This window comes from Klebsiella sp. (genome assembly GCF_027492335.1).
Classification (GTDB): domain Bacteria; phylum Pseudomonadota; class Gammaproteobacteria; order Enterobacterales; family Enterobacteriaceae; genus Klebsiella; species Klebsiella huaxiensis.
On sequence record NZ_JAPUEW010000097.1, the window covers coordinates 17656 to 31976 of the forward strand.

Here is a 14321-nt window from a genome sequence, read left to right on the forward strand (position 1 = left end):
CTTCTGGAACGATTTACGACTCATGGCTCGTCATAACAGAAAACTCTCTTTCACCACACCGATTTTGATCGGGTTTGCGGGAATACTACTCAGTTTCTTGCTGATCGCGGTGTTTGTCACTCAGACTCAGCGCAACGATTTTCTTGAGGGTTATCATCACACAAACCGCAACTTCGCTCATAACATGGCGACGAATTACACGGAAACGCTGCTCCGCGGAAATGATTTTATCCTCGCTCGCGCTGCAACTTTCTTTGCGCGCAATGATGAATTAAACAATGCCGTTAACATCAACCCTGAAAAAGGTTTGATGCTGTTAATGCAGTTGCAAAACATGATGCAGACAGTTTCCTCAATCTCGCTGGCAGATACTGACGGGCACTATCTACGCGTGCCAGAGGTGCTTGAGACTGAAGATAGTCGGACCTTTGATGCCAAATCGCGGCCGTGGTTTATCAAACAGGCAGAAGCCAGCACTCTCAGCCTCTATACCAGCCCCTATCTCGACTATTTCACCCATCATCCAACCATTACTCTCTATAAACCCATTATCTCTCCAGAAGGGCGACTCAAAGGGAGCCTCGCTTTTCATCTCGACCTGACATCAATGGGTTACGCGTTACGACAAATGGTTGCACCTGTTCAGGGCGAATTTTTTGTCGTGCAACGCGATGGTAAAGTCGTTCTTCATCCCGATCCTGGCGCTCTGTTTAAACCCTATGTTAGCAGCACCTTGATGGACAGTATGACCAGTGGGGAGGGTCAGCTTTATGATGCAGATAAAGACGTCTGGTACTATTACTGCTCTTTTACCAATCCTGACTGGTTCATTATCTACCGTGTCGCCAATTCGACGCTAATCAACTTAACGCGCCACGAAACGAACATTGTGTCCTGGGGTTTTGCCCTTGCCGCCATTGTCATTGTTCTGTTTGGGCTATACCTGCGCCACGCTTCACGCACCGTACTGATGAACATCATCAATGCGATTAAGACCGGGGACGTTAAGCGTGCGCCGCGCCTGGAGGCCATGCTCAGCAAGGCCATTGAGAGCAATAAGCAGCGCGAACTGACCTACGTTCGTCAGGCAACCATCGACGCGCTAACTGGCTGCAAAAACCGCCGGGCCTTCGACAACGATATTGCCGCCCTGATGAACGATCATCAGCCTTTCGCCCTCGCGCTGGTTGATATTGATAACTTTAAATCGATAAATGATACCTGGGGCCATCTCAATGGCGATATCGTCCTGCGTAACGTGGCCCGTGAGGGTCTGCAGGTTTTGCAACCTTTGCATGTTTCACTCTATCGCTACGGTGGCGAAGAATTTGCGGTAATATTTGCCGCTGAGCATATCGATAATGCCCTGATGTTGTTGGAAAACTGGCGAGCCAACGTCGCGCAGCGCTCCTGGCGTGAAGAGGGATTGACAGTAACGTTCAGCGCGGGCTTAGGCGAATGGAATATGGAACCACTAGAGCAATTGGTAGTGAGCGTCGATGAGGCACTTTACAAAGCCAAACAGCAGGGAAAGAATCGTATCATTCGCACTTGAGATAATCAGCTTCTACAAGCCCACTTCGCTGGGCTTTATTGATATTTCTGACCCAAAAAAGAAACCGGTTTCATTATTTTGTGATGACTTACACACAATCATCGTAAAGCGGTTGTTCCGCCCTCTTGCCCGCGATAAAGATGGTATATCAAGGAACACAAGGGCCACGAACTATGAAGAATATCGTTTTATGCTGTGCTGCGGGTATGTCCACCAGCATGCTGGTTCAACGCATGCAGGCGGCTGCGCAACAGAAAGGTATCGAAGTCTCCATCAAAGCCGTACCGGTCGCCGAGTTTAAAGATAACCTCGCGGCTGCCGATATTATCCTGCTCGGACCACAAGTGAAGTATGAGCAGGCGAAACTACAGGCGCAGGCCGATCCGTTCGGTAAAAAAGTCGCCGTTATCGATATGATGGATTACGGCATGATGAAAGGCGATGCCGTGCTTGATAAAGCCCTGAAGTTGATGGAGTAAGAGATGGAAGATTTAGAAACGATCATTATGGAGCTGTTGGTTAACGCCGGTTCAGCACGTAGTTCAGCCTTAACCGCTCTGCAGCTGGCGCGTAAAGGTGATTTCGCCGCCGCCGAGCAGGCCATGGCTGAATCCCACGAATTCGTTAAGCATGCACATAAAATCCAGACTCAACTCATCGGTCTGGACGAGGGTACTGGCAAGCTTCCGGTCAACCTGATTACCGTTCACTCGCAGGATCACCTGATGAACGCGATGGTCATTCAGGATCTGGCGACCGATATGATTGAACTCTATCGCCGTATTCCGCTCGCACAATAACCTCGACCATTTAACAGGCGCCGCTATCGGCGCCTGTCTCCTCTTAAAGAAAGCCGTACATCGCCGCAAATACCCAGCCAAAGACGCAAGAGACGCTGACGCCAATTAATCCTGGCAGGATAAAACTATGGTTAATCACAAAGCGGCCGATATGCGTGGTGCCTGAACGATCGAACTGAATCGCCGCCAGATCGCTTGGGTAGGTCGGCAGAATATAATAGCCATAGCAGGCAGGCGCGGAAGCCACAATATAGGCAGGATCGACGCCAATCGCCAACGCTACCGGGACAATCGCCGCCAGCGCAGCCGCCTGGGAGTTAACAAACTTCGACACCATCAGCAGCACGATGGCGTAGGCCCACGGATACTCTTTGACCATCTCACCCAGCACACCTTTAATTTCGGTCATGTGCGCGCCGAACATGGTCTCCGCCATCCACGCGATACCATACACCGCAACGATGGCGATCATCCCCGAACGGAAAACCTCATTTTTGGAAATCGATGCTGGATTAGTTTTGGTAATGATAATGATGAGCGCTCCGGAGAGCAGCATAAACATCTGGATCACCAGAACCATCGACAGCGGCTTACCGTCGAACGCCGGGCGCAGTTCGGAAAAGGCACCGAGTAAGGCAACCACTGCAATCGATGCGAGAAAAATCCACATCGCAATCCAGTTGCTGGTCGGCAGCTTCTTATCCAGTAGCGTGGCCGTATCGCCATAAACATAATGGCGATTTTCCGGTGTCGAGATGAAGTCCTGAAATTTTTCGTCTTTATCCAGGTCCTTACCACGAAACCAGCTAAAAATACCGATAGCCAGAATACCTAATAGCGTGGATGGGATAGTAATAGCCAGGAGATCGAGGAATTCAAGATGCTTACCGTTAAACGTGAAATTACCAAGCATGGCAACCAGTGAGACAACCGCAACGGAAACCGGGCTGGCGATAATTCCCATCTGTGCACCGATAGAACTTGCCGCCATAGGTCGTTCCGGACGGATATTATTCTTAATGGCAACGTCATATATAATCGGCAAAATCGTATAAACGACATGACCAGTGCCGCAAAGAATCGTCAACGTACAGGTGACAAATGGCGCAACGATCGAGACGTACTTCGGGTTGCGCCGCAGGAGTTTCTCAGCGATCTGCAGCATAACGTCTAAACCGCCGGAGGCCTGTAGCGTCGCCGAAGCGGCGACCACCGCGATAATCACCAGCATGACATCGACGGGAGGTTTTCCCGGCTGAAGATGAAAAACAAAGACTAAGATAACTAGCCCAATGCCGCCTAAAAGACCGAGCGCAATTCCGCCCTTTTTCGCGCCATAGAACAGACAAATTAAGATAATGATGAGCTGTATAGCAAATTCCATGCATCCCCCAGAAACTATCTATTAAATAACGGCAATGCTCACGCTTTGTTTTTATTTGCTCACCTCCTCTATCGCCTTTTCGACAGGCGCAGCAATCTCCTCAGTTGTGGTAAACCGAAAAAAACAGGGAAAGTAATCACATGATTATTTGAGTTTTTTGACTATATAGAGTTTGCGGATCTTATTTTTTGATACGTGTAGAATTTCCGCCTATCAATTGATGACGCAATTAATAAATAGCAATTAATAATTTATCTTAATGATTAATTGATAATTAATTGAGGTGTTAACATTAATAAAATGTAAATTAAAATGGATGTGATAAAGAATGCCGATCGGTTGGCAGGCGCTAAATGACAGCCCTCTGAGAAGATAGTCCATGTTCAGAAATGACAATAAAAAAAGCCAGTCAGGAAACCCGACTGGCTTTTTAAGCGCTTAACGAATCAACGATTAATCGTTGTCGGAACCACCCAGACCTGCGTTCAGCAGTTCTGCCAGGTTAGCTGAAGCTTCTTCAACACTTACCTGCGGTACAGCTGGCTGTTCGCCTGCTGCACGACGGCGCATACGATCCTGGTGGTAAGCATAACCGGTACCGGCCGGAATCAGACGACCCACGATGACGTTCTCTTTCAGGCCGCGCAGTTCGTCGCGTTTACCCGCAACGGCTGCTTCGGTCAGGACACGCGTGGTCTCCTGGAACGATGCTGCAGAGATGAACGACTCGGTTGCCAGAGACGCTTTGGTGATACCCAGCAGGTCGCGGGAGTACGTTGCCGCCACTTTGCCGTTCGCTTCCAGATCGCGGTTAGCAATCTTGACGCGGGAGTATTCAACCTGCTCGCCTTCCAGGAAGTCGGAGCTACCAGCACTTTCGATGGTCGCTTTACGCAGCATCTGACGAACGATAACTTCAATGTGTTTATCGTTAATCTTAACGCCTTGCAGACGATATACGTCCTGTACTTCGTTGGTGATGTAACGCGTTACCGCGTGTACGCCACGAAGACGCAGGATGTCGTGCGGTGCTTCCGGACCGTCGGAAACCACGTCACCACGTTCTACACGTTCGCCTTCGAACACGTTGAGCTGACGCCATTTCGGAATCATCTCTTCGTACGGATCGCTACCGTCTAACGGAGTGATAACCAGACGACGCTTCCCTTTGGTTTCTTTACCGAAGGAAATGATGCCGCTGATTTCCGCCAGGATTGCTGGCTCTTTTGGACGACGTGCTTCGAACAGATCCGCAACGCGCGGCAGACCACCGGTGATATCCTTGGTACCGCTGGATTCCTGAGGAATACGCGCCAAAGCGTCACCCGCACTGATCTGGATGCCATCTTCCAACTGGACGATCGCTTTACCTGGCAGGAAGTACTGCGCAGACATATCGGTGCCAGGGATCAGAACGTCGTTACCGTTAGCATCAACGATTTTCAGGGCCGGACGCAGGTCTTTACCACCCGCTGTACGCTCTGCAGAATCCAGAACCACCAGCGAAGACAGACCGGTCAGCTCGTCGGTCTGACGAGTAATGGTCTGGCCGTCAATCATGTCAGTAAAGCGGATGAAACCACTTACTTCAGTGATTACCGGCATGGTGTGCGGATCCCAGTTCGCTACGGTTTCCCCGCCAGCAACCTGCTCACCATCACCTTTGCCCATCACCGCACCGTAAGGAACTTTATAGCTCTCTTTGGTACGACCGAATTCGTCGATCAGCTTCAGCTCGGTGTTACGAGAGGTCACGACCAGCTTACCGGCAGAGTTCACAACCGACTTCGCATTGCTCAGACGGATGCTACCTTTGTTTTTCACCTGGATGCTGGATTCAGCAGCCGCACGAGATGCCGCACCACCGATGTGGAACGTACGCATCGTCAGCTGTGTACCCGGCTCACCGATGGACTGTGCCGCGATAACGCCGATGGCCTCACCTTTGTTGATGATGTGGCCACGCGCCAGGTCACGACCGTAGCAGTGCGCACATACACCAAAGTCGGTGTCACAGGATACAACGGAACGCACTTTGACGGAGTCAACGGAGTTCTCTTCCAGCAGGTCACACCAATGCTCGTGCAGCAGCGTATTGCGTGGAACCAGAATGTCCGCGGTGCCCGGCTTCAGAACGTCTTCAGCAGTCACACGACCCAGTACGCGATCGCGCAGCGGTTCTTTAACATCGCCACCCTCGATAACCGGGGTCATGGTGATGCCTTCCAGGGTGCCACAGTCGTCTTCAGTGACAACCAGGTCCTGGGCAACGTCAACCAGACGACGAGTCAGGTAACCGGAGTTCGCTGTTTTCAGTGCGGTATCCGCCAGACCTTTACGCGCACCGTGCGTGGAGATGAAGTACTGAAGTACGTTCAGACCTTCACGGAAGTTCGCGGTGATTGGCGTTTCGATGATGGAGCCATCCGGCTTCGCCATCAGACCACGCATACCAGCAAGCTGACGAATCTGTGCAGCAGAACCACGCGCACCGGAGTCGGCCATCATGTAGATGCTGTTGAACGAAACCTGCTGCTCTTCTTCGCCGTCACGGTTAATCACGGTTTCAGTTTGCAGGTTATCCATCATCGCTTTAGATACACGATCGTTCGCCGCAGCCCAGATATCGATAACTTTGTTATAGCGTTCGCCCGCAGTTACCAGACCAGACTGGAACTGTTCCTGAATCTCAGCAACTTCAGCTTCCGCTTCGCTGATGATCTCGTATTTTTTCTCCGGGATGACCATGTCATCAATACCAACGGATGCACCTGAACGCGCTGCATAAGCAAAGCCGGTGTACATCGTCTGGTCCGCAAAAATAACGGTTGGTTTCAGGCCCAGGATACGGTAACAGGTGTTCAGCATCTTAGAGATCGCTTTTTTACCCAGCGCCTGGTTCACGATGGTGAACGGCAGACCTTTAGGTACGATCATCCACAGAATGGCACGGCCAACGGTCGTGTCTTTCAAGCTGGTTTTCGCGACGAATTCGCCGCTTTCATCTTTTTCGTACTCGGTGATACGCACTTTAACGCGCGCATGCAGAGAAGCCAGGCCAGCACGATAAATACGCTCAGCTTCTTTCGGGCCAGTCAGCACCATGCCTTCGCCTTTGGCGTTAACACAGTCACGGGTCATATAGTACAGACCCAATACAACGTCCTGAGAAGGAACGATGATAGGTTCACCGTTCGCTGGGGACAGGATGTTGTTGGTAGACATCATCAACGCACGCGCTTCTAACTGGGCTTCCAGCGTCAGCGGTACGTGAACAGCCATCTGGTCACCATCGAAGTCGGCGTTATATGCCGCACAAACCAGCGGGTGCAGCTGAATAGCTTTACCTTCGATCAGTACTGGCTCAAATGCCTGGATACCCAAACGGTGCAGGGTTGGTGCACGGTTCAGCAGTACCGGGTGTTCGCGGATAACTTCGTCCAGGATATCCCAAACGACAGCTTCTTCACGCTCAACCATTTTCTTAGCAGCTTTGATGGTAGTGGCCAGGCCACGCAGTTCCAGCTTGCCGTAGATGAACGGTTTGAACAGCTCCAGTGCCATTTTCTTCGGCAGGCCGCACTGATGCAGACGCAGGTATGGACCTACGGTGATAACAGAACGACCGGAGTAGTCAACACGCTTACCGAGCAGGTTCTGACGGAAACGACCCTGCTTACCTTTGATCATATCAGCCAAAGATTTCAGAGGACGTTTGTTAGAACCTGTGATCGCACGACCGCGACGACCGTTATCCAGCAGGGCGTCGACCGCTTCCTGCAGCATACGTTTTTCGTTACGTACGATAATATCCGGCGCAGCCAGATCCAGCAGACGTTTCAGACGGTTGTTACGGTTAATCACGCGACGATACAGATCGTTCAGATCTGAAGTTGCGAAACGACCACCATCCAGCGGAACCAGCGGACGCAGATCTGGCGGCAGAACCGGCAGAACGGTCAGGATCATCCACTCTGGTTTGTTACCAGACTGCACGAACGCTTCCAGCAGTTTGATACGCTTGGTCAGCTTTTTACGCTTGGTTTCGGAGTTGGTTTCGTTTAGCTCTTCGCGCAGAGTTTCACACTCTTGCTCCAGATCCATGCTTTTCAGCAGGGCCTGGATTGCTTCCGCACCCATCTTCGCATCGAATTCGTCACCGAACTCTTCCAGCGCGTCCAGATACTGCTCTTCAGTCAGGATCTGTTGACGTTCCAGGTTGGTCATACCGCCTTCGATAACGACATAAGATTCGAAGTACAGTACGCGTTCGATATCACGCAGCGGCATATCGAGCAGCAGGCCGATACGGGACGGCAGCGATTTCAGGAACCAGATGTGCGCAGTCGGAGACGCCAGTTCGATGTGGCCCATACGCTCACGGCGTACTTTAGTCTGGGTCACTTCAACGCCGCACTTCTCACAGATCACACCACGGTGTTTCAGGCGCTTGTACTTACCGCACAGGCACTCGTAGTCTTTTACCGGCCCAAAGATACGGGCGCAGAAAAGGCCGTCACGCTCAGGCTTGAACGTACGGTAGTTAATGGTTTCCGGCTTTTTAACTTCACCAAAAGACCATGAACGGATCATGTCTGGCGAGGCCAGAGCAATTTTGATCGCATCAAACTCTTCGGTTTTAGTCTGCGCTTTCAGAAACTTTAATAAATCTTTCACGGATTTGCTCCCGTCGGAGTTAGCACAATCTGGCGCCGGGAATTATCCCGGCACCAGTGACCTGTTTGAGCGAGAGTTACTCGTCTTCCAGTTCGATGTTGATGCCCAGCGAGCGAATCTCTTTCAACAGTACGTTGAAGGACTCTGGCATGCCCGGTTCCATCTGATGGTTGCCGTCCACGATGTTTTTATACATCTTGGTACGACCGTTCACGTCATCAGACTTAACAGTGAGCATTTCCTGCAGGGTGTATGCCGCGCCATAAGCTTCCAGCGCCCACACTTCCATCTCCCCGAAGCGCTGACCACCGAACTGCGCCTTACCACCCAGCGGCTGCTGAGTAACCAGGCTGTAAGAACCGGTAGAACGCGCATGCATTTTGTCATCAACCAGGTGGTTCAGTTTCAGCATGTACATGTAGCCAACGGTTACCTGGCGCTCGAACTGCTCACCGGTACGACCGTCAAACAACGTGATCTGACCGGAAGTCGGCAGGCCACCCAGCTGTAACAGTTCCTTGATTTCAGACTCTTTCGCACCGTCGAATACTGGCGTTGCGATCGGCATACCTTTTTTCAGGTTTTCAGCAAGACGCAGAACTTCTTCATCACTGAAGGTATTCAGATCGACCTTCTGACGAACGTCTGTACCCAGATCGTAGGCACGCTGGATGAATTCGCGCAGTTTGGCGACTTCTTGCTGCTGTTTCAGCATGGCATTGATTTTCTCGCCAATACCTTTCGCAGCCATACCCAGGTGGGTTTCCAGAATCTGACCGATGTTCATACGAGACGGTACGCCCAGCGGGTTCAGTACGATGTCTACCGGCGTGCCGTTTTCATCGTAAGGCATATCTTCGATCGGGTTGATCTTAGAGATAACACCCTTGTTACCGTGACGACCTGCCATTTTGTCACCAGGCTGGATCTGACGTTTAACGGCCAGATACACTTTAACAATCTTCAGCACGCCTGGTGCCAGATCGTCGCCCTGAGTGATTTTGCGGCGCTTCGCTTCGAGTTTCTTCTCGAACTCGTGTTTCAGTTCGTCATACTGCTCAGCCAGCTGTTCCAGCTGATTTTGTTTCTCTTCGTCGGTCAGGCCGAGTTCCAGCCAACGGTCACGCGGCAGTTTGTCGAGCTTCTCAGCTTCAACACCACCGGAAACCAGCACCGCGTAGATACGACCAAACAGGCCAGCTTCGAGGATCTGCAATTCTTCAGACAGGTCTTTCTTCGCCTGCTTCAGCTGCATCTCTTCGATTTCCAGCGCACGTTTGTCTTTTTCTACGCCATCGCGGGTAAAGACCTGAACGTCGATAATCGTACCGGAAACACCGTTTGGTACGCGCAGAGAAGAGTCTTTAACATCAGACGCTTTCTCACCGAAGATTGCACGCAGCAGCTTCTCTTCTGGCGTCAGCTGGGTTTCACCTTTCGGCGTGACCTTACCAACCAGAATGTCGCCACCGGTGACTTCTGCACCAATGTAAACGATACCGGATTCATCCAGTTTGGAGAGCGCAGCCTCACCCACATTCGGGATGTCAGCAGTGATCTCTTCCGGCCCCAGCTTGGTGTCACGGGACACACATGCCAGTTCCTGAATATGGATGGTAGTGAAACGGTCTTCCTGAACAACACGCTCGGATACGAGGATGGAGTCTTCGAAGTTGTAACCATTCCATGGCATGAATGCCACGCGCATGTTCTGACCGAGCGCCAGCTCACCGAGGTCGGTAGACGGGCCATCTGCCAGCACGTCGCCGCGCTCAATTGGCTCACCCAGAGACACACACGGCATCTGGTTAATACAGGTGTTCTGGTTAGAACGGGTGTATTTGGTCAGGTTATAGATGTCGATACCTGCTTCACCCGGGTACATCTCGTCTTCGTTAACTTTGATAACGATACGGGAGGCATCCACGTACTGAACCAGACCGCCACGTTTAGCAACCGCAGTTACACCGGAGTCAACGGCAACAGCACGTTCCATACCGGTACCAACCAGCGGCTTATCAGCACGCAGAGTCGGAACCGCCTGACGTTGCATGTTCGCACCCATCAATGCACGGTTGGCGTCATCGTGTTCCAGGAACGGGATCAGGGACGCACCGACGGAAACCACCTGTTGGGTGGAAACGTCCATGTAGTCAACCTGGTCGCGGCTGAACAAGCTGGATTCGCCTTTGCTACGACAAGTTACCAGGTCTTCTTCAAAGTGGCCTTCGTCATCCAGGTTGGAGTTCGCCTGAGCGATAACGTAGTTGCCTTCTTCAATAGCAGACAGGTAATGAATTTCGTCGGTAACAACACCGTCGGTTACTTTACGGTACGGAGTCTCAAGGAAGCCGTATTCGTTAGTCTGTGCGTACACGGACAGGGAGTTGATCAGACCGATGTTCGGACCTTCAGGCGTTTCGATAGGACATACGCGACCGTAGTGAGTCGGGTGTACGTCTCGAACTTCAAAGCCTGCGCGTTCACGGGTCAAACCGCCTGGGCCGAGTGCGGAGATACGACGTTTGTGCGTAATCTCAGACAACGGGTTGTTCTGGTCCATAAACTGAGACAGCTGGCTGGAACCGAAGAACTCTTTAACCGCGGCAGAAATCGGCTTGGCGTTGATCATATCCTGAGGCATCAGGGTATCCAGATCGCCCAGAGACAGACGCTCTTTCACCGCACGCTCAACACGCACCAAGCCAACGCGGAATTGGTTTTCCGCCATTTCGCCTACGGAACGGATACGACGGTTACCGAGGTGGTCGATATCATCGACTTCGCCTTTACCGTTACGGATATCAATGAGCTTTTTCATCACTTCGATGATGTCTTCTTTGCTCAGGATACCGGAACCTTCGATTTCATCACGCAGCAGAGAGCGGTTGAACTTCATACGGCCAACCGCTGACAGATCATAGCGGTCTTCGGAGAAGAACAGGTTCTCGAACAGATTTTCAGCTGCTTCACGAGTCGGCGGCTCACCAGGGCGCATCATGCGGTAGATTTCTACCAGTGCGCTCAGACGATCGTTGGTTGGGTCGACGCGTACAGTTTCAGAAATGTATGCACCGTGGTCCAGATCGTTGGTGAACAGAGTTTCAATGCGCTTATGGCCAGACTGGCTCAGCTTCGCCAGCAGATCCAGGCTCAGCTCCATGTTCGCAGAGCAGATCAGCTCACCGGTAGATGCGTCAACATAGTCTTTAGATGCAACTTTACCTGCAATGTACTCAACCGGAACTTCGATATGTTTGATATCGTCTTTTTCCAGCTGGCGAATGTGGCGTGCAGTGATGCGGCGGCCTTTTTCGACGTACAATTTGCCGTTGGCTTCGATATCAAAAGAAGCTGTTTCACCGCGAAGACGCTCAGGAATGAGCTCCATCTGCAGCTTGTTATCGCGAATTTCAAAGACCACTTTGTCGAAGAACAGGTCAAGGATCTGCTCAGTGGTGTAGTTCAGTGCACGCAGAATAATGGTCGCAGGCAGTTTACGGCGACGGTCGATACGTACAAACAGGTTGTCTTTCGGATCGAATTCGAAGTCCAGCCAGGAACCACGGTAAGGAATGATACGCGCGTTATACAGCACTTTACCCGAAGAGTGGGTTTTACCTTTGTCGGAGTCAAAGAAGACGCCCGGGCTACGGTGCAGCTGAGAAACGATAACACGCTCGGTACCGTTGATAACAAAGGTGCCGTTGTCAGTCATGAGCGGAATTTCGCCCATGTAGACTTCTTGTTCTTTAATGTCTTTGACTGTGCCTTCCGGCGCTTCGCGCTCGTAGATCACCAGACGCAGTTTTACACGCAGCGGTGCCGAATAGGTCACGCCACGAATCTGACATTCTTTAACGTCAAAAACAGGTTCGCCCAGACGGTAGCTGACGTATTGCAGCTCAGAATTACCGCTGTAGCTCTTAATCGGAAATACGGAACGGAAAGCTGCTTCCAGACCATACTGTCCTTCAGGATCTTGCTCGATGAACTTCTGAAACGAGTCAAGCTGGATAGAAAGGAGATAAGGTATGTCCAGAACCTGCGGACGTTTACCAAAATCCTTACGAATACGTTTTTTCTCGGTATAGGAGTAAACCATAGGGTTCCTCAGCTCGCTGACAAGTCGACCCATCTGCCCACATAAGGCAGTTTTTTATGCAACACTATTTTGTTGACCGGAAAATGGAACACTTTCCGCAATACCTGTTTCTATCACGCTTAAACCATTTCATTGCAATTTACACAGCTCAGGAGCCCTAACCTGTCGCAGTATATTAAGTCGTCTATAGAAACAAGCATTGTCAGGACAACCAGTAGTCAAACAGTGTGAAATGCTACTGGCGCCTTACAGCGCAAAAAGGCTGGTGACCAAAAAGTCACCAGCCATCAGCCTGATTACTCAGGCTGCAACCGGAAAAGTTGGCTTATTTAACTTCAACTTCAGCGCCAGCTTCTTCCAGAGATTTTTTCAGTGCTTCAGCGTCATCTTTGCTCACGCCTTCTTTCAGAGCAGCCGGAGCAGATTCTACCAGGTCTTTAGCTTCTTTCAGACCCAGGCCAGTTGCGCCACGTACTGCTTTGATAACGGCAACTTTGTTAGCGCCGATACCTTTCAGAATTACGTCGAATTCAGTTTTTTCTTCAGCAGCTTCAGCCGGGCCAGCAGCTACAGCTACAGCAGCAGCAGCGGAAACACCGAATTTTTCTTCCATTGCAGAGATCAGCTCAACAACGTCCATTACGGACATAGCGGATACTGCTTCAATGATTTGATCTTTAGTGATAGACATTTAAATTGTTCCTGAATATCAGAATAAGTTTATACGTAAGCAGATGCTTTACAAAGATAACTGCGATTAAGCAGCTTCTTTCGCATCGCGTACAGCAGCCAGAGTACGAACCAGTTTGCCAGCCGAAGCTTCTTTCATGGTTGCCATCAGGCGTGCAATTGCTTCTTCGTAAGTCGGCAGAGTTGCCAGGCGGTCGATTTGCGACGCCGGGATCAGCTCACCTTCAAAGGCAGCGGCTTTGACCTCAAATTTTGCATTCGCTTTCGCGAACTCTTTGAACAGACGAGCAGCAGCGCCCGGGTGTTCCATAGAGTATGCAATCAGGGTCGGACCAACAAACGTGTCTTTCAGGCACTCAAACGGAGTACCTTCAACGACGCGGCGCAGCAGGGTGTTACGAACAACACGCATGTAAACGCCAGCTTCACGACCTGCTTTACGCAGTTCAGTCATTTTATCTACAGTTACGCCACGGGAATCCGCAACTACTGCAGACAGCGCGCCTTTGGCTACTTCGCTGACTTCAGCAACAATCGCTTGTTTGTCTTGAAGATTTAAAGCCATTAGCTTTGCTCCTGGATGTTTGCCAGAGCTCATGCTCTGGAACTCACTTCACTCAACTCGAAGAGGAGAGCGTCTTAATACGGTGAGCAGAAACAAGCCAGAGTATCCAAAAATAATCTTAGCGTTCTGTCACCGTCTACGCAGGGGATTAAGTTTCTGACGAAACACCTGCGGTCTTCGACGGAGGCCTGGATAGGCCAGGCTCCAACGAACAAATCTTGTCTATCTGTCGCTATTCAATCTGTGGCGGCGTTGACTGCCTTCGTTCACACCAGTCACATAGTTAACTATGCTCCTGGCAATTCACTCAGTTGTCGCCTTGCCACAGCCTGAATATCTCGGATATACGTCTGCAATTAGCAGAATCGTGGGGGTAAGATTGTAGACAAAATCACCGCCCACGTAAAGGCGAATATTAGTTCGCCACAGTCGCAGTCAGACCGGACTGATCAACGGCAACGCCAGCACCCATGGTGGTGGAGATACTGATTTTCTTGATGTACACGCCTTTAGCCTGAGTCGGTTTTGCTTTTTTCAGCGCAACC

General features: G+C 51.0%; 8 protein-coding genes and 1 pseudogene. 3 read left to right on the forward strand and 6 right to left on the reverse strand.

The features are described from left to right. The first annotated feature begins 22 nt into the window (after nt 1–22). The 3 genes from QVF11_RS27045 to QVF11_RS27055 all read left to right on the forward strand — a co-directional run bounded on the left by QVF11_RS27045 (nt 23) and on the right by QVF11_RS27055 (nt 2355). Complete coding sequence (locus QVF11_RS27045) at nt 23–1555, forward strand: sensor domain-containing diguanylate cyclase (protein ID WP_287860835.1); 1533 nt, start codon at nt 23–25, stop codon at nt 1553–1555. A gap of 173 nt (nt 1556–1728) precedes the next feature. Further along, entirely contained in the window at nt 1729–2034 is a 306-nt protein-coding gene (locus QVF11_RS27050) for a PTS sugar transporter subunit IIB (protein ID WP_110277342.1), read from the forward strand. Between the two features lie 3 nt (nt 2035–2037). Beyond that, on the forward strand, nt 2038–2355 hold the full coding sequence (locus tag QVF11_RS27055; protein ID WP_110277341.1) for a PTS lactose/cellobiose transporter subunit IIA: 318 nt from the start codon (nt 2038–2040) through the stop codon (nt 2353–2355). 43 nt (nt 2356–2398) lie between these two features. Here the strand turns inward: QVF11_RS27055 and dcuB are convergent, their stop codons facing one another. The 6 genes and pseudogenes from dcuB to rplA all read right to left on the reverse strand — a co-directional run. Further along, nucleotides 2399–3739: an anaerobic C4-dicarboxylate transporter DcuB gene (gene dcuB / locus QVF11_RS27060; protein WP_110277340.1), complete on the reverse strand. Its 1341-nt coding sequence runs from the start codon at nt 3737–3739 to the stop codon at nt 2399–2401. A gap of 453 nt (nt 3740–4192) precedes the next feature. Further along, nucleotides 4193–8416 carry a DNA-directed RNA polymerase subunit beta' gene (gene rpoC / locus QVF11_RS27065; RefSeq protein WP_112217118.1) on the reverse strand — a complete coding sequence of 1408 codons (4224 nt, stop codon included), beginning with the start codon at nt 8414–8416 and terminating at the stop codon, nt 4193–4195. A gap of 76 nt (nt 8417–8492) precedes the next feature. Further along, nucleotides 8493–12521 carry a DNA-directed RNA polymerase subunit beta gene (gene rpoB / locus QVF11_RS27070; protein ID WP_112217117.1) on the reverse strand — a complete coding sequence of 1343 codons (4029 nt, stop codon included), beginning with the start codon at nt 12519–12521 and terminating at the stop codon, nt 8493–8495. 325 nt (nt 12522–12846) lie between these two features. Beyond that, nucleotides 12847–13212: a 50S ribosomal protein L7/L12 gene (gene rplL, locus QVF11_RS27075; RefSeq protein ID WP_049842133.1), complete on the reverse strand. Its 366-nt coding sequence runs from the start codon at nt 13210–13212 to the stop codon at nt 12847–12849. A 66-nt stretch (nt 13213–13278) separates the two neighbouring features. Then, complete coding sequence (rplJ, locus tag QVF11_RS27080; RefSeq protein ID WP_004097644.1) at nt 13279–13776, reverse strand: 50S ribosomal protein L10; 498 nt, start codon at nt 13774–13776, stop codon at nt 13279–13281. Between the two features lie 415 nt (nt 13777–14191). Continuing rightward, nucleotides 14192–14321 (reverse strand): annotated as a pseudogene (gene rplA / locus QVF11_RS27085) (50S ribosomal protein L1); the annotation flags it as partial.

What these genes read in the sequence shown, in the direction of transcription:
- dcuB (WP_110277340.1), bottom strand. Translation starts at nt 3,739, where the DNA reads ATGGAATTTGCTATACAGCTCATCATTATCTTAATTTGTCTGTTCTAT.
- rplL (WP_049842133.1), bottom strand. Translation starts at nt 13,212, where the DNA reads ATGTCTATCACTAAAGATCAAATCATTGAAGCAGTATCCGCTATGTCC.
- rpoB (WP_112217117.1), bottom strand. Translation starts at nt 12,521, where the DNA reads ATGGTTTACTCCTATACCGAGAAAAAACGTATTCGTAAGGATTTTGGT.
- QVF11_RS27050 (WP_110277342.1), top strand. Translation starts at nt 1,729, where the DNA reads ATGAAGAATATCGTTTTATGCTGTGCTGCGGGTATGTCCACCAGCATG.
- rplJ (WP_004097644.1), bottom strand. Translation starts at nt 13,776, where the DNA reads ATGGCTTTAAATCTTCAAGACAAACAAGCGATTGTTGCTGAAGTCAGC.
- QVF11_RS27055 (WP_110277341.1), top strand. Translation starts at nt 2,038, where the DNA reads ATGGAAGATTTAGAAACGATCATTATGGAGCTGTTGGTTAACGCCGGT.
- QVF11_RS27045 (WP_287860835.1), top strand. Translation starts at nt 23, where the DNA reads ATGGCTCGTCATAACAGAAAACTCTCTTTCACCACACCGATTTTGATC.